Source organism: Mycolicibacterium sphagni (assembly GCF_002250655.1).
In the GTDB taxonomy this organism is placed as follows: Bacteria; Actinomycetota; Actinomycetes; order Mycobacteriales; family Mycobacteriaceae; genus Mycobacterium; species Mycobacterium sphagni.
In genome coordinates this window covers 178,582-197,471 of sequence record NZ_NOZR01000001.1, presented here as the reverse complement: position 1 = coordinate 197,471, position 18,890 = coordinate 178,582, and the positions used below count along the sequence as shown (strand labels likewise).

General features: G+C 66.8%; 24 protein-coding genes. 9 read left to right on the top strand and 15 right to left on the bottom strand.

What is annotated here, in order from left to right; genetic code table 11:
• Positions 1-163: 163 nt before the first annotated feature.
• Positions 164-628, top strand: coding sequence for a transcriptional regulator NrdR (gene nrdR, locus CG716_RS00985; RefSeq protein ID WP_005149375.1), 465 nt, complete (start codon positions 164-166; stop codon positions 626-628).
• A gap of 7 nt (positions 629-635) precedes the next feature.
• On the opposite strand, the gene CG716_RS00980 is transcribed toward nrdR, so the two are convergent.
• From CG716_RS00980 to CG716_RS00970, 3 genes are read right to left on the bottom strand one after another with little or no spacing between them, the layout of a single operon-like run.
• On the bottom strand, positions 636-1,322 hold the full coding sequence (locus CG716_RS00980) for a PhzF family protein (RefSeq protein WP_094475516.1): 687 nt from the start codon (positions 1,320-1,322) through the stop codon (positions 636-638).
• A gap of 34 nt (positions 1,323-1,356) precedes the next feature.
• Positions 1,357-2,379 (bottom strand): alpha/beta fold hydrolase, encoded by a 1,023-nt coding sequence (locus CG716_RS00975; protein WP_094475514.1) that lies wholly within the window; start codon positions 2,377-2,379, stop codon positions 1,357-1,359.
• A 31-nt stretch (positions 2,380-2,410) separates the two neighbouring features.
• Positions 2,411-3,385 (bottom strand): proteasome assembly chaperone family protein, encoded by a 975-nt coding sequence (locus CG716_RS00970; RefSeq protein ID WP_094475512.1) that lies wholly within the window; start codon positions 3,383-3,385, stop codon positions 2,411-2,413.
• Between the two features lie 189 nt (positions 3,386-3,574).
• On the opposite strand from CG716_RS00970, the gene CG716_RS00965 reads away from it, so the two are divergent.
• Positions 3,575-4,360 carry a trypsin-like serine peptidase gene (locus CG716_RS00965; protein ID WP_094475939.1) on the top strand — a complete coding sequence of 262 codons (786 nt, stop codon included), beginning with the start codon at positions 3,575-3,577 and terminating at the stop codon, positions 4,358-4,360.
• Between the two features lie 4 nt (positions 4,361-4,364).
• Here the strand turns inward: CG716_RS00965 and sthA are convergent, their stop codons facing one another.
• On the bottom strand, positions 4,365-5,777 hold the full coding sequence (gene sthA / locus CG716_RS00960) for a Si-specific NAD(P)(+) transhydrogenase (RefSeq protein WP_094475510.1): 1,413 nt from the start codon (positions 5,775-5,777) through the stop codon (positions 4,365-4,367).
• A 167-nt stretch (positions 5,778-5,944) separates the two neighbouring features.
• On the opposite strand from sthA, the gene CG716_RS00955 reads away from it, so the two are divergent.
• Complete coding sequence (locus tag CG716_RS00955; protein ID WP_094475508.1) at positions 5,945-7,003, top strand: DUF4192 domain-containing protein; 1,059 nt, start codon at positions 5,945-5,947, stop codon at positions 7,001-7,003.
• 6 nt (positions 7,004-7,009) lie between these two features.
• Here CG716_RS00955 and CG716_RS00950 read toward each other — a convergent pair whose 3' ends face one another.
• The 3 genes from CG716_RS00950 to CG716_RS00940 form a co-directional block, all read right to left on the bottom strand.
• Positions 7,010-7,699 (bottom strand): iron-dependent transcriptional repressor DtxR, encoded by a 690-nt coding sequence (locus CG716_RS00950; protein ID WP_094475506.1) that lies wholly within the window; start codon positions 7,697-7,699, stop codon positions 7,010-7,012.
• 118 nt (positions 7,700-7,817) lie between these two features.
• Complete coding sequence (locus tag CG716_RS00945; protein ID WP_264005680.1) at positions 7,818-8,807, bottom strand: sigma-70 family RNA polymerase sigma factor; 990 nt, start codon at positions 8,805-8,807, stop codon at positions 7,818-7,820.
• A 118-nt stretch (positions 8,808-8,925) separates the two neighbouring features.
• On the bottom strand, positions 8,926-9,339 hold the full coding sequence (locus CG716_RS00940; RefSeq protein ID WP_165773990.1) for a DUF3099 domain-containing protein: 414 nt from the start codon (positions 9,337-9,339) through the stop codon (positions 8,926-8,928).
• 58 nt (positions 9,340-9,397) lie between these two features.
• Here CG716_RS00940 and CG716_RS00935 point away from each other — a divergent pair, with 58 nt between their 5' ends.
• Positions 9,398-9,637 (top strand): DUF3039 domain-containing protein, encoded by a 240-nt coding sequence (locus tag CG716_RS00935; RefSeq protein WP_094475500.1) that lies wholly within the window; start codon positions 9,398-9,400, stop codon positions 9,635-9,637.
• Here the strand turns inward: CG716_RS00935 and CG716_RS00930 are convergent.
• Together CG716_RS00930 and CG716_RS00925 are read right to left on the bottom strand one after the other, a co-directional pair.
• Entirely contained in the window at positions 9,624-10,625 is a 1,002-nt protein-coding gene (locus CG716_RS00930; protein WP_234817651.1) for a YihY/virulence factor BrkB family protein, read from the bottom strand. The genes CG716_RS00935 and CG716_RS00930 overlap by 14 nt on opposite strands.
• Before the next feature lie 60 nt (positions 10,626-10,685).
• On the bottom strand, positions 10,686-10,877 hold the full coding sequence (locus CG716_RS00925; protein ID WP_094475937.1) for a DUF7455 domain-containing protein: 192 nt from the start codon (positions 10,875-10,877) through the stop codon (positions 10,686-10,688).
• Positions 10,878-11,040: 163 nt separating this feature from the next.
• On the opposite strand from CG716_RS00925, the gene CG716_RS00920 reads away from it, so the two are divergent.
• Positions 11,041-11,406 (top strand): DUF952 domain-containing protein, encoded by a 366-nt coding sequence (locus tag CG716_RS00920; protein WP_094475498.1) that lies wholly within the window; start codon positions 11,041-11,043, stop codon positions 11,404-11,406.
• Here CG716_RS00920 and CG716_RS00915 read toward each other — a convergent pair.
• The 3 genes from CG716_RS00915 to ppgK form a co-directional block, all read right to left on the bottom strand.
• Complete coding sequence (locus CG716_RS00915; protein ID WP_094475496.1) at positions 11,382-11,762, bottom strand: RidA family protein; 381 nt, start codon at positions 11,760-11,762, stop codon at positions 11,382-11,384. The two genes, CG716_RS00920 and CG716_RS00915, sit on opposite strands and share 25 nt — an antisense overlap.
• Positions 11,763-11,768: 6 nt before the next feature.
• Positions 11,769-13,289: an RNA polymerase sigma factor gene (locus tag CG716_RS00910; protein WP_207760546.1), complete on the bottom strand. Its 1,521-nt coding sequence runs from the start codon at positions 13,287-13,289 to the stop codon at positions 11,769-11,771.
• Positions 13,290-13,465: 176 nt separating this feature from the next.
• Complete coding sequence (gene ppgK / locus CG716_RS00905) at positions 13,466-14,245, bottom strand: polyphosphate--glucose phosphotransferase (protein ID WP_094475935.1); 780 nt, start codon at positions 14,243-14,245, stop codon at positions 13,466-13,468.
• 80 nt (positions 14,246-14,325) lie between these two features.
• Between ppgK and CG716_RS00900 the strand changes: the two genes are divergently transcribed.
• Complete coding sequence (locus CG716_RS00900) at positions 14,326-15,183, top strand: inositol monophosphatase family protein (RefSeq protein ID WP_094475492.1); 858 nt, start codon at positions 14,326-14,328, stop codon at positions 15,181-15,183.
• 5 nt (positions 15,184-15,188) lie between these two features.
• Here CG716_RS00900 and cei read toward each other — a convergent pair whose 3' ends face one another.
• A complete protein-coding gene (gene cei, locus CG716_RS00895; protein ID WP_094475491.1) occupies positions 15,189-15,839 on the bottom strand; it encodes an envelope integrity protein Cei in 651 nt (216 codons plus the stop codon).
• Positions 15,840-16,009: 170 nt separating this feature from the next.
• On the opposite strand from cei, the gene CG716_RS00890 reads away from it, so the two are divergent.
• Positions 16,010-16,312, top strand: a complete 303-nt coding sequence (locus CG716_RS00890) for a DUF4193 domain-containing protein (RefSeq protein WP_094475489.1) — start codon at positions 16,010-16,012, stop codon at positions 16,310-16,312.
• A gap of 5 nt (positions 16,313-16,317) precedes the next feature.
• On the opposite strand, the gene CG716_RS00885 is transcribed toward CG716_RS00890, so the two are convergent.
• The gene (locus CG716_RS00885) at positions 16,318-16,818 is read right to left on the bottom strand and encodes a DUF3093 domain-containing protein (protein ID WP_275988724.1); all 501 of its coding nucleotides are present in this window, start codon (positions 16,816-16,818) and stop codon (positions 16,318-16,320) included.
• A gap of 1 nt (position 16,819) precedes the next feature.
• On the opposite strand from CG716_RS00885, the gene dut reads away from it, so the two are divergent.
• Positions 16,820-17,284, top strand: a complete 465-nt coding sequence (gene dut / locus CG716_RS00880) for a dUTP diphosphatase (protein WP_094475487.1) — start codon at positions 16,820-16,822, stop codon at positions 17,282-17,284.
• Complete coding sequence (locus CG716_RS00875; protein WP_094475485.1) at positions 17,284-18,063, top strand: DUF3710 domain-containing protein; 780 nt, start codon at positions 17,284-17,286, stop codon at positions 18,061-18,063. The genes dut and CG716_RS00875 overlap by 1 nt, the downstream gene beginning before the upstream one ends.
• 7 nt (positions 18,064-18,070) lie before the next feature.
• On the opposite strand, the gene CG716_RS00870 is transcribed toward CG716_RS00875, so the two are convergent.
• Positions 18,071-18,775 carry an alpha/beta fold hydrolase gene (locus tag CG716_RS00870; protein WP_094475483.1) on the bottom strand — a complete coding sequence of 235 codons (705 nt, stop codon included), beginning with the start codon at positions 18,773-18,775 and terminating at the stop codon, positions 18,071-18,073.
• Positions 18,776-18,890: the final 115 nt, after the last annotated feature.

Genomic DNA, 18,890 nt, shown 5'->3' with positions numbered 1-18,890 from the left:
CACCCACCGCGTCATGGCTGGCCAAAACGTGTGCCGGACAAGCGGCCTCGACGGCGGCCGCCGCGGCCGCCGCAGTTTTCAGGACGTGGCCGCCCGGCCGACGACGCAGGTAGGCTCTGGGTGGTTCGAAGCATCGGGCTGCGGCGGAGGTGAAGGAGCGGTCATGCATTGTCCGTTCTGTCGCCATCCCGACTCCCGTGTCGTCGACTCCAGAGAGGCCGACGAAGGTCAGGCCATCCGGCGGCGCCGGTCCTGCCCGGAATGTGGCCGGCGATTCACCACCGTGGAGACGGCCGTGCTGGCGGTCGTGAAGCGCAGCGGGGTCACCGAACCTTTCAGCCGCGAGAAGGTCATCAGCGGGGTACGGCGGGCGTGCCAGGGTCGCGATGTCGACGACGATGCTCTCAATCTGCTGGCCCAGCAGGTCGAGGACAGCGTGCGGGCGGCAGGCTCCCCGGAGATCCCCAGCCACGAGGTCGGCCTGGCCATCCTCGGCCCGCTTCGCGAACTCGACGAAGTCGCCTACCTGCGATTCGCCTCCGTGTACCGCTCGTTCAGCTCTGCCGAGGACTTCGAACGCGAGATCGAGGCCCTGCGCGCGCATCGCGCGGTCGGCACCTCCGGCTGAGACGTCGTCAGTCCAGCTCCCGCACGCCGTCGTCGACCACGCGACCGGCGACAAGCACCCAGCCTTCGGCGCTCCACGTCGTGTACAGCTGTGAGCCCTTGCCCTGGGTGATGGTCAGATCCCGGCTCAGGTACTCGGTGATCCGCGTTGCCGCAGAGCCGGTCGCCTCGTCCTCTGTGACGCCGAGGTCGTTGGCAAACATCCGCGACCGGATGTGCCCACTGTCGCGATCGATCCATGTCCAGAGGTAGTGCTCGACATCGTCGGGGTAGTCGCCCGGCTCGATAGCCAGCAGTTCGTCCACCGAATCCAACTCGTGCAGGGCGAACTCCGGTGACCATTCGGCCCGTGCGCGGACGATAGTGAGCGCATCGTCGTGGCTGATCTGCACGATGCCCGCCGGTACCTGCAGGGTATTGATCGGGGTGCCACGTTCCCTGAGCCACCAAGCCGCACCCACCGTCGGGTGCCCGGCGAACGGGAGCTCGGTGGCCGGGGTGAAGATGTGCGCGTGCGCGGTCGTCGACCCGGGGTCGGGCAGGTCGATGAATATCGTTTCGCTGTAACCCAATTCGGTGGCTACGCGTTGACGCTCACCGGCAGGCACGGTGGCCGCGTCGACTACGCCCAGGGGATTGCCGAAATTGCCGCACGAATCGGTGAACACCCGCAAAACGGTCACGTCGATGGCCATGATTCGACTTTACGACGCCGCTGCGCGGCAGCGGTCAGGTAGCGCTGCGCTCGTCGGTGCCCATGGCGTCGAGCACCGCCACCCGCGTGTCCAATGTGCCCGTGACCAAGCGCTCGGATAGCCCGTTGCGCAGCAGTTCACGCAAAACGGCCTGGTCGTATTCGGCGGGCGCGGTCGAGTCGATGAACCGCTCGACGACCTCGACGAAGCGGTCGGGATCGTCGTGGAAGGGGAAGTGCCCGGACCGAGCGAAGATCTCCAACCTGGAGCCAGGCATCGCAGAATGGGCCATCCGCGCATGGCTAACGGGGATGACTGCGTCTTGATCGCCCCAAATGAGTTGCACCGGAACGGATTCGGTCAGATAACATCGGTCGAGCATCGTTACCACCTGACCGCGCCAATCCACCACCGAGCGCAGGGTGCGGGTGAAGGCCGCCGACGCTGTCGGCTCGGGGAGATCGGCCAGGATGCGCAGCGCGTCGGGCAGATCGCGGCCCAGCCCGGTCGAACCGAAGACGGCCCCAAGCGCACGCCCTGCGACCTGGAGGGCGGGCAGCACCATCGGCAGCCGCAACAGCGCCAGCGCCTCTCCGCCCAGTGGTAACGACGCGGCTCGCAGCGCGATGTTGACGTCCTTGGTGACACCGCCGGCGCCCACGAGAATCAGTCGCTCCACCAATTGCGGGAACTGGTAAGAGAATTGCATCGCGACACCGCCGCCGAGCGAGTGCCCGACCACGGTGACCTTGTCGAGTTCCAGGACGCTGAGCAGATCACGCATCCCGTTGGCGTAGGCGGCCACCGAATAGTCGGCCCGCGGTTTGTCGGACTGGCCGTGCCCCAGCAGGTCGGGGGCGATGACGGTGAAGCGCTGGGCGAGCTTGCTGTGCACCGGATGCCACGTGGTCGAGTTGTCGCCGATGCCGTGGATCAGCAGCAGCGCCGGTCCTGATCCGGCCACCCGAAACGCCCGCCGGTACCCGTGAATGGTCCGAAAGTGCAACGTGGGCGTCACTTCCCGCACCGGCTGCAGATTGGGCTTTCGCTGCGTCATAGGCCACCCCGTCGTCGGTGCGGTGACTTCCTCAGGTCTCGCCGTTGTCGGTGAAACCGTCTTTGAAGTCGTCTGCGTGCTGGGCTAGGAATCGTTCGAATTCCGCACCCAACTCTTCGCCACTGGGAAGATCCTCATCGCGTGCCAGGAGCGACCGGTTTTCTTGAGCGGCAACGAAAGCATCGTACTGGCGCTCGAGTGCGGTCACCACTTGAGAGACCTCGGGCGAGGCTTCCACCTGCTCGTCGATCTTGGTGCGGATGCCCGAGCCGGCATCGGTCAGCGCCCGCAACGGCACCTGTAGCGAAGTCAGCTTGGCCACCTGCTCCAGGAGTGCCTCGGCTGCCGGCGGGTAGTCGGTCTGCGCCAGGTAGTGCGGCACATGGACGGTGAACCCGACGACCTCGTGGCCGTGCTGGGCCATCCGATATTCCAGCAGGTTGGACACGCTGCCCGGGACCTGCACCTCGCCGACCCACGGGGTGAACTCGCCGATCAGCTCGCGGTTGTTGGAGTGTGCGGTCAGTGTCACCGGCCGGGTGTGCGGCACCGCCATCGGGATTGTGCCCAGCCCAATGGTCTGGCGCACCCCTAGGCGCTCGGCCAGCAGCCGGACGGCGGTGACGAACCGTTCCCACTTCAGGTCCGGCTCCAGGCCGGCGAGCAGCAGAAACGGGGTGCCGAGGCTGTCGCGCAGGGCGTAGAGGTTCAGTTGCGGATCGTCGTAGTCGGTGAAGTGGTCGGTTTTGAACGTCATCATGGGGCGCCGGGACCGGTAATCCAGCAGATCGTCGATCGCGAACGACGCCACCAGCTCGGTGTCGAGCTTGCTCTTCAGGTGTTCGGTAGCAAGGTGAATGGCGTGCCCGGCGTCGGAGAACCCCTCGAGAGCATGGATCATCACTGGCCCACGCCCGTCGGGCGCGGCCAGCTGGGGCGCCGGAAACTCCAGTTCATACATTCCGGTCTGCTCAGGTTGGTACTGCTGTCCCTGCTCGTCAGTCATCTCTCCGCCTCCTCGCGGTGCCTGGGCACGTCATCGTGTCCCTTGTACCGTGACAACCAGTGTCTCTCAGAATCGGGTCGGCGCCATCGATAGCGCCTGTGTTGCACAACGCAGGTGCTGGGCGCGCCGTTCCCTGATGCCCGTCGCCGCGACGAGTCAGTCTTAGCTACATCAGGCATGATCGAGCCCATGCGGACGGTCGCGGCGGCTTTCAACCTGGCGGGAGCCATGGTGCTGGTGGCTGGCTGCCATGGGCCGACCCAGCCGCCGCTGAAGGCTGCCGAGGCCGTCGCCGCGCGGTTGCTGACCAAGAATGCCGAGCCTGTGCCGCCCCACCCGGCGGTGGGGGCGCTGTTTGTCGGCGGCACCGATGCCCATAGCTGCACTGCGTCGGTGGTCGCCTCCAAGACCCAGAATCTGATCCTGACCGCGGCGCATTGCCTGGCCGGGGGCACCCCGGCCACCTTCGTGCCGGCGTTCAAGGACACGGCGGCTCCGCAGGACGTGTGGACCGTCGATGCCGTTTACATGGATCCCCGCTGGATTACCTCCCAGGACCCCAAGGCCGATTACGCCTTCGCGCGGGTCAGCCGGCCCGCGGGCGGCGCGGTCGAATCAGTCGCCGGCCGAGCGTTCACGCTGGGCGCGTCATCCGACATTCGCGGCGCGGTGTCGGTGGTCGGGTACCCGTCCGGCGTGGGCGGGCCGCCGATCGGATGCGACGTCATCGCTGAGATAGAACGTGGTGGGTATCCGTCGTTACGCTGCGGCGGCCTGGTCGACGGCACGAGCGGAGCCCCGTGGATCAAGGGTTCGGCGGTAGTCGGTGTGATCGGTGGCTTCGACGGCGGCGGCTGCGAGGCCAACGTCTCCTATTCGCCGCCCTTTGACGCTGCGACGGCTGCGCTGCTCTCCCGCGCCGAAGCAGGCGGGCCCGGCGACGACGCGCCGACGCAGTTCGACAGCCAGTGCTGAGGAACTAGCGGCGGAACTGGTTCAGCGCGCGCAGCTTGTTCATCACGTCCAGGGCCGCGACCTTGTAGGCCTCCGAGAACGTGGGGTAGTTGAAGACGGCGTCGACGAGATAGTCGACCGTGCCGCCGCAGCCCATCACCGCCTGGCCGATGTGGACGAGCTCGGTGGCCGCCGTACCGAAGATGTGGACGCCCAGGACCTTCAGGTCCTCTGTGGACACCAGCAGCTTGAGCATGCCGTACGAGTCCCCCGCGATCTGGCCGCGGGCCAGCTCGCGGTAGCGGGATATCCCTACCTCGTAGGGGATGGAGTCCTTGGTCAGCTCGACCTCGGTGGCGCCCACATAGGACACCTCGGGGATCGAGTAGATACCGATCGGCTGAAGCTCCGTCATACCGGCCGTCGGCTCGCCGAACGCGTGATAGGCGGCCAGCCGGCCCTGCTCCATCGACGTGGCTGCCAGAGCAGGGAAGCCGATGACATCGCCGACAGCGTAGATGTGGTCGACCTTGGTCTGGAAGGTCCTCTCGTCGACGAAGATCCGGCCGCGGTTGTCGGCCTCGAGGCCGGCGTTGGTGAGGTCGAGGTGATCGGTCTGGCCCTGGCGCCCGGCCGAATACATCACGGTCTCGGCGGGGATCTGCTTGCCGCTGGCCAGGGTGGTGACGGTGCCGGCCGAGCCGACGTCGACGGCGGTCACCTCCTCGCCGAATCGGAACGTGACGGCCAGGTCGCGCAGGTGGAACCGCAGCGCCTCGACGATCTCGGGATCGCAGAAGTCGAGCATCGAGTCGCGCTTCTCCACGACGGTGACCTTGGTGCCGAGCGCGGCGAACATCGAGGCATACTCGATGCCGATGACCCCGGCGCCTACCACCACCATCGAGGTGGGGATGGTCTTCAGGTCGAGGATGCCGTCGGAGTCCAGCACCCGGTTCTCGTCGAACTCGATACCGGCGGGCCGCGCCGGCTTGGTGCCGGTGGCGATGACGACGTGGCGGCCGCAGACGCTGACGTGTTCGGCCCGGGTCGGGTCCTCGACCTCGATGGTGTGTTCGTCGACGAACCGGCCGTGTCCGACGTAGAGCACGACGCCGTTGCGCATCAATTGATTTCGCACCACGTCGACTTCTTTGCTGATCACATGCTTGGTGCGGGCCAGGAGGTCGGCCGGAGTGATCTTGTCCTTGACGCGGTAACTGGCCCCGTAGAGTTCGCGCTGGCTCATGCCGGTCAGGTAGAGGACGGCCTCACGCAGTGTCTTGGACGGGATCGTGCCGGTCTGGACGCAGACACCGCCGAGCATTTCGCCGCGTTCGATGACGGCCACCGACTTGCCCAGCTTGGCCGCGGCGATAGCGGCTTTCTGGCCGCCTGGTCCCGAGCCGATGACGACGAGGTCGTATTCCACACCCATGAGGACAAGGTGTACGCCGGTTTGCCGAATCCTGCATGCCGACGATGTCAATACGGCGTGAACAATCTGCTGTGCGGCGATCCCCAGTTCCGCGTTCATCCACAACCCGGGGCTCGCCGGCCTATGGGTGAGACGGTCTCGACGGTGCTGGTTGACAGCGTCGGGCCATGACCACACACGAGCCTGACTATCGCTTCACCCGCCCCGGCGCGCTGATCGCCGCTCTACCTGCCGTTCTGGGCTTTGTGCCGGTGCGGTCGTTGGTCCTGGTGTCTCTCGAGCACGGCGAGATGGGTGCCGTGATGCGCGTCGACCTGTCCCGTGCGGTGGACGGCGACCTCAGCCACCTGGCCGATCTCGCCTCGGCGTCGGGAGCGGACAGGGCGGTGGCGGTGATCGTGGACGCCGAAGGCGCCCAGTGCCCGATGTGCAACCAGGATTACCGCGATCTGTGCGACGCGCTGACGACGGCTCTGTCCACCCACGACATGGAGCTCTACGCAGGCCACGTCGTCGACCGGATCGAGGCGGGCGGGCGCTGGCATTGTGTGGACGGCTGCGGGGCGTTCGGCACCGTCGAAGATCCGATGGCCTCCCCGCTGGCGGCTGCGGCCGTGCTCGAGGGGCGCCGGCTCTATCCGCGCCGTGAAGACTTGCAGGCGGTGGTGGACCTGGCCGACGCCGAGCGCAGTGCGGCGCTGGTGCCGGTGATCGACGAATACGCCGAAGCGCGGGAGGCCAGGTGGCGCGCGGATCCCGACGATTGCGGTCGGCGGGATGTGGAGGCGGTCATGGCCGTCAGCGCCCGGGTGTGCGAGGGCGCAGAGTTGGATGACGCCGAGCTGGCTGGCCTGGCCTGCGCGCTGACCGACGTCGCCGTCCGCGACACGCTGTACGCCTTGGCGGTCGGGGCCGACGCTGGGCGGGCCGAGACGTTGTGGGCGCTGTTGGCGCGCACACTTCCTGAGCCTTGGCGAGCTGAAGCGCTTGTCCTGCTTGCTTTTTCGGCGTACGCGCGGGGCGACGGCCCATTGGCCGGCTTATCGTTGGACGCGGCATTACGTAGCGATCCTGAGCATCGGATGGCAGGGATGCTCGACACTGCATTGCAGTCCGGCATGCGGCCTGAACAGATCCGTGAGCTCGCCGGCACGGGCTACCGGCTGGCCAAACGGCTGGGGGTGCGGCTACCGCCGCGGCGGTCGTTCGGCCGCCGCGCCGTCTAGTGCTGGCTAGACCTTCTCGACCTTGACCGCGTGCGCCATCTCGTGGGGCAGTTGCACGTTCTCGTGGCCACCGATCACGATCGTCACGCTGCCGGTCGCGGTGTTCTCGACCTGCACGCGGGCATTGGGCACGACGCCGGCGTCCTTGAGCATGCCGATCAGCTCCACGTCACCCTGGACGTGTTCGGTGAGCTGACGGACGACGACGGCGACCGGAGAGCCGGGCGGCAGCTCGGTCAGGCGCACCAGGTGGGAGTCCTCGCGCCGGCTCAGCTCCAACCCCAGCAGGGATAGGCCGGGAATGGGATTGCCGAAGGGGGACACCGTGGGGTCCTCGAGGACCTGCACCAGGCGGCGCTCGACGTCCTCGCTCATCACGTGTTCCCACTTACAAGCCTCGGCGTGCACTTCTTCCCACGGCAGCCCGATGACGTCGACCAACAGCCGCTCGGCGAGGCGGTGCTTGCGCATGACCGAGACGGCCAACTCGCGGCCCTTCTCGGTCAGTTCGAGGTGCCGGTCGCCGGCCACGTGCAAGAGGCCGTCGCGTTCCATGCGTGCCACCGTCTGGCTGACGGTCGGGCCGCTCTGATCCAGCCGCTCGGCAATGCGCGCGCGCAGGGGGATGACGCCCTCTTCCTCGAGGTCGTAGATCGTGCGGAGATACATCTCAGTCGTATCGACCAGGTCGTTCATAAGGGCACCCTTCGTCTGTCCCGAGTTTACCTGGCTAGCTGGGGAAACGGTTGTTCAACATGGGCGCCCAAAGCAGCGTGCCCGCCGGCATCGCCGACGGGCACACTAAGGGGGTTGCTTAACTGGCGTAAGACCTCAGCCGGTCGGCCCGATCGCCGTTGCGCAGCTTGGACATGACCTCGCGCTCGATCTGGCGGACACGCTCACGGGACAAGCCGAACAGCTTGCCGATCTGGTCCAGGGTCCGGGGCTGGCCGTCGTCGAGGCCGAACCGCAGCCGGATCACCTGCTGCTCACGCTCGTCGAGAGTGGCCAGCACGTGGCGGATGTCGGTGTGCAGCAACTCGGCGATCACCGCGTTCTCCGCCGACATGGCTTCGGCGTCTTCGATGAAGTCACCCAACGGGGCTTCCTCGTCGCTGCCGACAGGCATGTCGAGGCTCACCGGGTCGCGGCTGTGCTCGAGCAGGTCGTTGATCTTCTCGACCGGGATGCCCGACTCCTCGGCCAACTCGTCGTCGGTGGCTTCGCGCCCCAGGCTCTGGTGCATCTCACGCTTGATCCGTGCCAGCTTGTTCACCTGCTCCACCAGATGCACGGGCAGCCGGATGGTGCGGCTCTGGTCGGCCATGCCACGGGTAATGGCCTGACGGATCCACCACGTGGCGTAGGTGGAGAACTTGAAACCCTTGGTGTAGTCGAACTTCTCCATCGCGCGGATCAGGCCCAGGTTGCCCTCCTGGATGAGATCCAGCAGCGGCATGCCGCGCCCGGTGTAGCGCTTGGCCAGCGACACCACCAGACGAAGGTTGGCTTCCAGCAGGTGGCTTCGGGCGGCTTGGCCGTCGCGGACGACGATGGCGAGATCCCGCTTGCGGTTGTCGCTCAGACGCTTCTTGGTTTCCAGCAGGTGCTGGGCATACAGGCCGGCTTCGATCCGCTTGGCGAGTTCGACCTCGTCCTCTGCGGTGAGCAAAGCGGTCTTGCCGATGCCGTTCAGATACACGCGCACCAAGTCGGCGGCTGGACTCTGGGCGTCCAGATCGCTGTCAATCCGGCTGGTGGTGGCATTTGCCATGGTGGCCTCCTGATCGGCTGCAACTGTCAAACGGTCTAACGTTCGACCGGAGCAAAGAGTTCCCACGATGTCGCCTTCTCACACCCTCTGAAGTGCACGAATACGGCGCAGCCCTGAGAATGTCCTGAGAAACGACCTTGTTTGGAGGTCAGTGGGAACCGCGGTCGGCGCCGCCGGCCGAATGCGGTTGCGCCGTCGAGGTCCCGGCATCGATAGCCCGACGATCGGGCCGCGGGAACAGCTGCGTGCGCCGGGGGACGTCGTTGAACCGACGCGGTTCCTCTGCCCGCCGCGGCGGGCGGTCGTTGGCGATCAGCACTGCCATCCACGGCAAGGGCAATGACACAGCGATGATCGCCAACGAGATCAGCCCGTTGTGCCATAGTCCGTAGGCCCCCGCCGCAAGAATCAGCGCCGGGATCCGAAAAGACATGATCGCCAAGTACTTTCGCACTCGCTGACGGTGCTGCTCCTCGTAAGCCGGGGCCGCCGCCGTGATGAGCACGGGCCGACCTTCGTCGTCGAACCCCAGCTCACGCTTCATAGCTCCACTGTTCCACATTCCGCAGGCGATAGGCAGGTCAGTTTCCTACCGCGCTACAACCGGGCACAATGTCTTCATGCAGACCCAGACGATCGAGCGCACCGACAGCGACGAACGCGTCGACGACGGCACCGATGACGACACGCCGAAGGTCTTCCACTACGTCAAGAAGGACAAGATCGCAGAGAGCGCGGTGATGGGGACCCACGTCGTCGCACTGTGCGGTGAGGTGTTTCCGGTCACCAGGGCAGCCAAGCCGGGTTCGCCGGTCTGCCCAGACTGCAAGCGCGTCTACGAGAACCTCAAGAAGGGCTGACCTCCGCGGCCGGCGCCGTCGCGTCCGGCTGCGGTAGCTGCCCGTCGTCTTTGGCGGTCTCGGACGTTGGAGTCAACGTCTTCGCCTTGCGGCGCAGCCACCTCCCCACCAGGTAGGCGTGCGTCGTCGGGGCCGGCCACTCCTCTTCGATGGCGGCGTTGAGCTCCGCGCCGATCATGATCGCGAAGCCGAGGAAGAACGCGAACAGCAAGAACGCGATCGGGGTCGCCAGCGCGCCATAGGTGTAGCCGGTGCTGGTGATCCAGGTCAGGTAGAAACGCAGGACCATGGTGGCCACGACGAACACCGTCGTCGCCAGGACCGCCCCCCACACCAGGCGATGGGTGGGCAGCGGGCTGGGCAGTGACACCCGGTAGAGGATGGTCACCGCGAGCACCAAGGCCAACACCAGCGCGGGGTAGTAGCCGTACTGCAGGACGTTGTCCCAGCTGTCCGGCAGGTACGACGAGATCTTGCGGGGACCCAACGCCATGATCGGCGCCGCGGCGATGACGAACACGAGCATCACCACGTAGAGCCCGAGTGCGAAGAACCGTTGCCGCACGGGATGGCGCAGCGGCGTCTGGTCGTGAGCCTCGACCACCGAGTCGACGAACGCCGAGATGGCCGACGAACCGGCCCAGAGGCTGATCACGAAGCCCACCGACACCACCTCGCCGCGTGCGCTCTGGATGATGTCGCGGACCGTCGGCTGGATGATCTCGTTGACCACATTCTTCGAGAAGAAGCTGTTGGCGAAATTGATCAGCTGACTCTCGATGGTCGGCAAGGTGTCCGGACCGAACAGCGGCGCGATGTACGCCAGGCTGCCCAACATGCCGAGCAGCAGGGGCGGCAACGACAGCACCGACCAGAAACCCGCCTGGGCGGACTCGGAGAAGATCGAGTCGTCCCAGCTCTTGGACAATGTCCTGCGAGAAATCCGCCACACGTGATGGCGAGATGGCTTGACGGGTTGGTCAGTCATGACCACACCAGCATTCCTGACGACAGCAGTCCTGCCCAGCGACGCGGCCGTGAGTTGCGGTTATGCCTCCGACGCAGCCACTTCGATCACCGCGGCCAACTCCACCAGCTTGGCCTGGTGCTCATTGGCGTGGTGTTGGCAGAACTGGAGCTCGGCGCCGGAAGGAAGCTTCGCGCGGACCCGAGCAGCCGCACCACAGCGGTCGCAACGATCAGCCTTGGTCAATTCGGGACTGGTCAGGGTCGCGTTCATCATTGGGCTCCTCCGTAAGGTGCTCAGCGCTCCGGCGACTTGGCGTCGCCGTCACGTATCTCCACTGTCTCAGACGTTCGTTGTTTCGGCCTTGTTCCCCGGGGGTTTAGCGCTGTGTCGTGTCTCACGCCCTGTCCTGTTGCGGGTGGTGCAGTGTGGTCGTATGTACCCGAATCCGGAATTATTACTCCACCTGTGTGGACAGCGAGACTGGGAGGCTGCCAAGGCCGCTGGCGAACTTTGCCCCGAATCGCTGACCGACGCCGGATTCATCCACCTTTCGACGCCCCAACAGGTGCACCTTCCGGCCAACCGGCTCTTCGCCGGACGAACCGATCTGGTGCTGCTCCACATCGACCCGCAGGAGCTGGACGCCCCGGTGCGCTGGGAGCCTGGAGTGCCAACGGATCCGGAGTCGATGAGGTTCCCGCACCTGTACGGCCGGCTGCCGGCGGTCGCCGTCAGGGACGTCACCCCGTACCTGCCCGGAGGGGACGGCCTGTTTCAGCCGTTCGAGTCGGCGACGTAGGCGTCCGCCTCGATCTCCACCAGCAGCCCGGGCTCGATGAGCGCGGCGACCTCCACCATGGTGGCGGCCGGGCGGACCGTGCCGAAGAACTCCGCGTGCACCGCACCGACGTCGCGCCACCGCGAGATGTCGGTGACGAAGATCCGGGTGCGAATCACATCGGAGAGGTCGGCGCCCACGTCTGACAGCGCTTTTTGTATGCGCTGCAATGCATTTCGTGCCTGAGCGGTGATGTCCTGGCCGGCGCCGGTGGTGCCGGCGACGGCGATGAACGGCCCGGTGCGCACCACCCGGGAGTAGCCGACGAACGCCTCGAATTCGGAGCCCGATCCGATGGTCACCCGCTGCGCCGACATGCCGGACTAGTCCAGGTAGTCGCGCAGCACCTGAGAGCGGCTTGGGTGGCGCAACTTTGACATCGTCTTCGACTCGATCTGGCGGATGCGCTCACGGGTGACCCCGTAGACCTGTCCGATCTCGTCGAGGGTGCGGGGCTGACCGTCGGTCAGGCCGAACCGCAGCCGCACCACGCCGGCCTCGCGCTCGGAGAGCGTCTCCAGAACCGACTGAAGCTGGTCCTGCAGCAGCGTGAAGGAGACGGCGTCGACGGCCACGACGGCCTCGCTGTCCTCGATGAAATCGCCCAGCTGGCTGTCGCCCTCGTCGCCGATGGTCTGGTCCAGCGAGATCGGCTCACGCGCGTACTGCTGGATCTCCAGCACCTTCTCCGGCGTGATGTCCATCTCCTTGGCGAGCTCTTCGGGAGTGGGCTCGCGGCCCAGATCCTGGAGCAGCTCGCGCTGGATGCGGCCGAGCTTGTTGATGACCTCGACCATGTGCACCGGGATGCGGATGGTGCGGGCCTGGTCGGCCATTGCACGGGTGATGGCCTGACGGATCCACCAGGTGGCGTACGTGGAGAACTTGTAGCCCTTGGTGTAGTCGAACTTCTCCACCGCGCGGATCAAACCCAGGTTGCCCTCCTGGATGAGATCGAGGAACGCCATGCCGCGGCCGGTGTAGCGCTTGGCCAGCGACACCACCAGACGCAGGTTGGCTTCCAGCAGATGGTTTTTCGCACGGTCACCGTCGCGGCAGATCCACTGCATGTCGCGGCGCTGCTGGACCGGAAGCTTCTCGCCCTTGTCGGTTTTCTCGGCCATCAGCTGAGTGGCGTAGAGGCCGGCCTCGATCCGCTTGGCGAGTTCGACCTCCTCCTCGGCGTTGAGCAGCGCGACCTTGCCGATCTGCTTGAGGTAGGCGCGAACGGAGTCGGCCGATGCGGTCAGCTCGGCGTCTTTGCGGGCCTGTCGCAGCGCCTCGGACTCCTCTTCGTCCCAGACGAAGTCACCGGAGGCCTTGTCCTTCTCGGACGGCTCGGCGATGTCCTCATCCTCGCTGGCCTCACCCCCGGCGGCCGGAGCCTTCTTGACAGCAGCACCGCCCTCGGCGTCTTCGCTGTCGTCGTCAGCGACCTCTTCGGTCTCGTCGTCCGCCTCTTCGGCGACGTCCTCGAGATCGTCGAGTTCAAGATCTTCGTCGACTACGTCGATCACCGGGTCACCGTCGAGATCGCCGTCGAGCTCCTCTTCGGCGCCCAGGTCGGTATCGCCGTCGGCGGCATCAGCGTCTTTCTTGGCCCGGCCGCGGGTCGCCGGCGCCTTCTTCGCTGGAGCCTTGGTGGCGCGGGCCTTGGTCGGAGCGGCCGTCTCGTCAATGGTCTCGAGATCGCCGGCTTCCGCGGCGTGCGGCGCGGCCTTGGCGACGCGCTTGGCCGGCGCGGAACCGTTGGTGGCCTTGGCCGCAGGCTTCTTCGCGGGAGTCTTGGTGGCGGTGCGCTTCACCGGATCTTCGGTTGCCGGGCTTGCCTTGGTCGCTGCCACGTACACCCTTTCGGTCGTGCTGGCTCTCGGCGGGCGAGGGCGCGCCACCGAAAGCGTCGGCTATGAGGACTGTTGGCGTGGATCTCGTGTGTGGATTCTCGCCGCTATCCGGTAGGCGGCCGCCGTCGACCATTGTAACGACACTGTGAGCCTCTACCGCGCCGAGCGGCGAAAAATCAGCGTGTGACGTCGGCGTGAGCCGCCATCGCCGCGCCGACGATGCCCGCCTCGTTGAGCAGTTCCGCAGCAACCACCGGGGTTCGGTTCTTGAGCAGCGGAATCCATTTGTCGGCTTTGCGGCTGATTCCGCCGCCGGCGATGAACAAGTCGGGCCAGAGCAAGTTTTCAATGCTGACCAGCACTTTTGTGACTTCTTCGGACCACCGCTCGTAGCTCCAGTCCTTGCGTTCCTTCACCGAGGAAGCGGCACGGTGCTCGGCCTCTTTGCCATCCACCTCGAGGTGTCCGAACTCGGTGTTGGGTAGCAACTGGCCGTCGTGGATCACTGCCGAGCCGATTCCAGTACCGAACGTGAGCAACACGACCACGCCGTTCCTGTTGCGTCCGGCGCCGTGTCGCTGCTCAGCCAGGCCAGCGGCGTCGGCATCGTTGAGCACGGTGACGTGCTGGCCACCCAGGGCTTTGCTGATGACCTCGGCGGCGTCGGTGCCGATCCAGCTTTTGTCGACGTTGGCCGCAGTCTGCACGACCCCGTTGACCACCACCCCGGGGTAGGTGACGCCCAGTGGGCCGGTCCACTCGAAGTGCCGGACCACCTCGGCGATGGTCGCGGCGACCGCATCCGGGGTGGACGGCTGCGGGGTGAGCAACTTGTAGCGATCGCCGACGAGTTGGCCGGTGTCCAGATCGACGATGCCGCCCTTGACACCGCTGCCGCCGACGTCGACCCCGAAAATGTGATTCTGGCCGGGGGCGGGGGATTCGGTCTCAGACATGGGCTGCTCCTCAGCGAGGCGGGCGGGCGGCGCGATCCACACACTAGTGGCTGCGCGCCTGTCTGTGCTGCGATAGGCGGGTGACCGACAATCGGCCAGAGCAACTGCGGGCGGTGGCTGAGCAGCTCGCCGCCGAAGCTGCCTCGTTCGTCCGGCGGCGCCGCGCGGAGATCTTCGGCGGCGGGCGCGACGCGGCCGGCCCGGATTCAATCCAAACGAAGAGCACGCCGACCGACCCGGTGACCGTCGTCGACACCGAAACCGAACTGCTGCTGCGAGATCGGCTGGACACACTGCGGCCGGATGACCTGATCCTGGGCGAGGAGGGCGGCGGTCCGGCGGCCGGTGACGACGGCACGATCTGCTGGGTGATCGACCCGATCGACGGCACCGTCAACTTCGTGTATGGCATTCCGGCGTATGGGATTTCGATTGCCGCACAGATCGACGGCGTGTCGGTGGCGGGTGCGGTGGCCGATGTGGTCAGCGGTGAGGTGTATTCGGCCGCGGCAGGTCACGGTGCGCATGTCCGCCGCGACGGGCAGTCCGTGGCGCTGCGCTGCAGCGCGGTGACGGAGCTGTCGATGGCGTTGGTGGGCACCGGTTTCGGCTACGCGCCGCAACGCCGCGCCGAACAGTCGGCGTTGCTGGCCCGGCTCCTGCCGCAGGTGCGTGACGTCCGCCGGATCGGGTCGGCGTCGCTGGATCTGTGCATGGTCGCCGCGGGCCGCCTCGATGCCCACTACGAGCACGGTCTGCATGTGTGGGACTGGGCCGCCGGGGCGTTGGTGGCCACCGAGGCGGGTGCACTGGTGGTGCTGCCGGGGGTCGACGGCTCAGGCGAGGACGGCGGGCTGACGTTGGCCGCCGCGCCGGGGATCGCGGCCGCGCTCATGGATGCGCTGGATCGCGCCGGGGGACTACGGCCGCTGGCGTAGCCGGTTCAGCAGGTGCCGTTGTGGATCTTGGTGACCAGCGCTGAGTCGGCGGGCTCGCTGGCATCCGGGCGCAGGCCCGCCAGGACGGCGTCGATGTCGTCACTGTGAGCCAGGGCGCTGAAGTCGGTGCCGATCGCCAGGTCGACCGAATCGTCCTTGCGGTCGTCCTGGAAGAGCTCGACGCACGGAGCCACCAGCCACACGGCGGCGGCGCCGGCCCGGCCGCTGGCGCCGAACCGGATCTGGCCCTGACAGCTCAGCCGGGTGGTGGTGTAGATCGGATCGTTGGCCGCGGTGGGCTGGGCGAAGCCGAGGTCTCGCAGGGCGCCGGCGACCTCGCCGGCCTGTCCGCCCTGTCCGCTGGCATTGAGGACCCGGATCTTGGTGTCGACGAGCTTGGCCGGCGAGACGTCGAGCATCGCGGAGTGCGACACCTGCGTGCCGAGCTTGGGAGCGGCCGGATCAGCCGCCGGTGGTGGTGGGTTGCAGGCCGCGGCCTCTCGCACGTCGACCGGCCTGGTCAGCACGAACCCCCACACCACGGCGGTCACCGCGAACATGACGCCGAGCGCGATGAGTCCGGGCAAGTAGTTGCGCCGTCGGAACGGGCGACCGTTCTTGTCGAAGGCCGTGCCCTCCGTGATTTGAGCGACCACGGATGCACTCTAGAGGCACCGGGCGAGGGCGGGTGGAACACGCCCATCGGTTCAGATCAATACATGTGATGTAAATCACACGCGAGAACTGCGTGATCTGGGCCCGAATCGTTTGGCGGATCCGTTCGACGCTGATACAAAGCCATGCTGAGGTTACGAGGGGACAAGAGATGGCTACCGACTACGACGCCCCACGGCGCACCGAGACTGACGATGTGTCCGAAGATTCGCTCGAGGAGCTGAAGGCGCGCCGGAACGAGGCGCAGTCGGCCGTGGTCGATGTCGACGAAACCGATTCCGCGGAGAATTTCGAGCTGCCCGGCGCCGATCTGTCCGGCGAGGAACTCTCGGTACGGGTGGTCCCCAAGCAGGCCGACGAGTTCACCTGCTCGAGCTGTTTTTTGGTGCACCACCGCAGTCGGCTGGCCAGCGACAAGAACGGCGTCTTGATCTGCACGGATTGCGCCGCCTGAGACAATCAGCTGCGCAGCGCGGACAGCACCCGGTCGGGGTGGCGGGCGCTCACCAGCCAGTACGGCGTCGGATCGTCCGGATCATCGAGGACGACCAGGACCAGCGGGCCGACCCAACCCCGGTGCAGGACGTAGGCAGCCGGATCGAGCTGGCGGCCCAGTGCCGCCGACTTGGCCGTTCGCGGGATCTCGGCCGACCGGGACACCACCGACATCGGCAGATGAGCCTGCCCGGCCCACAGCTCGACGTCGGCGCCGTCGGTCACGACGCGTACCTCGGTGCGGCTCAACCACAACAACACGCCCGCCGCGACGGCGCCAAGAAGCGCGTAGGGCAGCCACACGGGCAGGGTGCGGACACCCATCGTGACTTCCTTGGCGATCAGCGCTGCCAGCGCCAGGCCGAGCGGCCACCACCACCACGGCACCCAGAGCCGCTCGCGGTACCGCACGGTTTGCGAGGTCACACGCGAACCAGACACGCGGCCAAGGGTAGTCTGTGGCATCGTGCCCACCAGCCTTGCGGTGGTTCGCCTAGACCGCGATCTCCCGATGCCCAGCCGCGCCCATGACGGGGACGCCGGTGTCGACCTGTTCAGTGCCCAAGACGTCGAGCTGGCCCCCGGCCACCGCGCCATGGTGGGCACCGGTATTGCCGTGGCGATCCCGCACGGCATGGTCGGCTTGGTCCATCCGCGCTCCGGTTTGGCTGCGCGCGTTGGACTTTCGATTGTCAACAGCCCCGGCACGATCGACGCCGGCTATCGCGGCGAGATCAAAGTGTCGTTGATCAACCTCGACCCCACCACGTCGATTCACATCCGGCGCGGAGACCGCATCGCCCAACTGCTGGTCCAGCGGGTCGAACTACCAGAGCTGGTCGAGGTGGTCTCGTTCGACGAGGCCGGACTGGCTGACACCACCCGTGGCGAGGGCGGCTACGGATCCTCCGGCGGACATGCGAGTTTGTGATGGCATTCGGCAGACGTAAGAACGAAACAGCTACCCCGGCCGAGGAGACGGCAGAGGCCGAAGCTTCTGTGGTGTCCGAGGAGCCCGACATCGAGGACTTCGTCGAATACGACGGCGGCCCTTTTGACGTCGAGGATTTCGACAACCCCGACGACGCCGTCGCCGCCCGGCTCGACCTCGGTTCGGTACTGGTTCCGATGCCCGCCGCCGGCCAGATCCAGGTGGAGCTCAACGAGCAGGGAGTGCCGAGTGCGGTGTGGGTGGTCACGCCGAACGGGCGGTTCACCATTGCCGCGTACGCGGCACCGAAATCACCCGGGCTGTGGCGGGAAGTGGCTTCCGAACTTGCCGACTCGCTGCGCAAAGACAACGCCCAGGTATCGATCGAGGATGGCCCGTGGGGCCGTGAGGTCGTCGGTACCGGCGCGGGCGTGGTGCGCTTCATCGGGGTCGACGGCTACCGCTGGATGATCCGCTGCGTGGTCAACGGCGCGGCCGAAGCGATGCCCAACCTGGTCGCCGAGGCGCGAGAAGCCTTGGGAGACACCGTCGTACGACGCGGCGACACCCCCCTGCCGGTGCGCACCCCGCTGCCGGTCCAGCTGCCCGAGCCGATGCTCGAGCAGTTGCAACAGGCCGCCGCCCAGCAGGCGCAGATGGCTGCCGCTCAGCAGGCACTGGTGCAGGAACAGCAGGCGCAGGGTCAGCTGCCGACCGAACGGCGTAGCGCGTCGGGCTCGGCTATGCAGCAGCTGCGCAGCACCAGCACCGGCGGCTAGGTAAGACCTAGCCCGCCGCCTCGTCCAGCGCCGCCAGGCAGGCCGCTCCCAGCACCTCCGGGTTGGGGCCGAAGTCGTCCAGACTGACCGTCCGCAGCGCCGCCCGCGGCGCGGCCGAGACCCATTCGAGCGCCACTTCAAGCGGGTGGATCGGGTCGTCGAATGCCCCCACCACGCCCATCGGCACGCTCAGCCGTTCCAACTCGGCGATGCTCGGAGCGATATAGCCGGCGGCTTCTTCCATCGCTTCGGGCAGCTCGGGCCACTGGCCCAGCCAGCTACGGGTGAGTTCGTCAGCCAGCCAGGCCGGGCTGGACTCCTGCATGTGGGCGGTGGTGGCGACCAGCCCGGCGGTCCGCAGCTGATGGGCGGTGTGCCGGGCCGACAGCGCGGCGGGTGCTGACTGCGCCGCGCCGGTCCACGCGGGCAGCGCGGCCAGCACCGCTACCGCATGACCTGGGTGTGCCAGCGCCCACGCCGTCGTGACCGCGGCGCCGATGGACACCCCGCCCACGACGATCGGGCCTTGCCGGGCTGCGTCGTCGAGCGCTTCGAGGTAGCTGGCGACCAGCCGAGCCGGCTGGGGCCGCGGTGTCGAGACCACTGCGCCGACCCCGTGCAGCGGCCCGGCGAACGCCCGATAGACGTAGTCGTCGTCGGAGCCCGTTCCCGGCAGCAGGACCGCCGTCACGCCGCGAAATGTGATGGTCATCTCATGATCCTGCCCTGGGCAGATTAGCAACGGCCGCCGTGGGTATGCCGCATGGCAATCGGGAACCAAGAGGTCTACCGTTGCGTTGGCATTGTGATCCGCTGAAGTATCAGGA

Excerpts from the sequence above, each read along its gene's own strand:
- nrdR (WP_005149375.1), top strand. The coding sequence starts at position 164 with ATGCATTGTCCGTTCTGTCGCCATCCCGACTCCCGTGTCGTCGACTCC.
- CG716_RS00980 (WP_094475516.1), bottom strand. The coding sequence starts at position 1,322 with ATGGCCATCGACGTGACCGTTTTGCGGGTGTTCACCGATTCGTGCGGC.
- CG716_RS00975 (WP_094475514.1), bottom strand. The coding sequence starts at position 2,379 with ATGACGCAGCGAAAGCCCAATCTGCAGCCGGTGCGGGAAGTGACGCCC.
- CG716_RS00970 (WP_094475512.1), bottom strand. The coding sequence starts at position 3,385 with ATGACTGACGAGCAGGGACAGCAGTACCAACCTGAGCAGACCGGAATG.
- CG716_RS00965 (WP_094475939.1), top strand. The coding sequence starts at position 3,575 with ATGCGGACGGTCGCGGCGGCTTTCAACCTGGCGGGAGCCATGGTGCTG.
- sthA (WP_094475510.1), bottom strand. The coding sequence starts at position 5,777 with ATGGGTGTGGAATACGACCTCGTCGTCATCGGCTCGGGACCAGGCGGC.
- CG716_RS00955 (WP_094475508.1), top strand. The coding sequence starts at position 5,945 with ATGACCACACACGAGCCTGACTATCGCTTCACCCGCCCCGGCGCGCTG.
- CG716_RS00950 (WP_094475506.1), bottom strand. The coding sequence starts at position 7,699 with ATGAACGACCTGGTCGATACGACTGAGATGTATCTCCGCACGATCTAC.
- CG716_RS00940 (WP_165773990.1), bottom strand. The coding sequence starts at position 9,339 with ATGTGGAACAGTGGAGCTATGAAGCGTGAGCTGGGGTTCGACGACGAA.
- CG716_RS00935 (WP_094475500.1), top strand. The coding sequence starts at position 9,398 with ATGCAGACCCAGACGATCGAGCGCACCGACAGCGACGAACGCGTCGAC.
- CG716_RS00930 (WP_234817651.1), bottom strand. The coding sequence starts at position 10,625 with ATGACTGACCAACCCGTCAAGCCATCTCGCCATCACGTGTGGCGGATT.
- CG716_RS00925 (WP_094475937.1), bottom strand. The coding sequence starts at position 10,877 with ATGAACGCGACCCTGACCAGTCCCGAATTGACCAAGGCTGATCGTTGC.
- CG716_RS00920 (WP_094475498.1), top strand. The coding sequence starts at position 11,041 with ATGTACCCGAATCCGGAATTATTACTCCACCTGTGTGGACAGCGAGAC.
- CG716_RS00915 (WP_094475496.1), bottom strand. The coding sequence starts at position 11,762 with ATGTCGGCGCAGCGGGTGACCATCGGATCGGGCTCCGAATTCGAGGCG.
- ppgK (WP_094475935.1), bottom strand. The coding sequence starts at position 14,245 with ATGTCTGAGACCGAATCCCCCGCCCCCGGCCAGAATCACATTTTCGGG.
- CG716_RS00890 (WP_094475489.1), top strand. The coding sequence starts at position 16,010 with ATGGCTACCGACTACGACGCCCCACGGCGCACCGAGACTGACGATGTG.
- CG716_RS00885 (WP_275988724.1), bottom strand. The coding sequence starts at position 16,818 with ATGCCACAGACTACCCTTGGCCGCGTGTCTGGTTCGCGTGTGACCTCG.
- CG716_RS00875 (WP_094475485.1), top strand. The coding sequence starts at position 17,284 with ATGGCATTCGGCAGACGTAAGAACGAAACAGCTACCCCGGCCGAGGAG.
- CG716_RS00870 (WP_094475483.1), bottom strand. The coding sequence starts at position 18,775 with ATGACCATCACATTTCGCGGCGTGACGGCGGTCCTGCTGCCGGGAACG.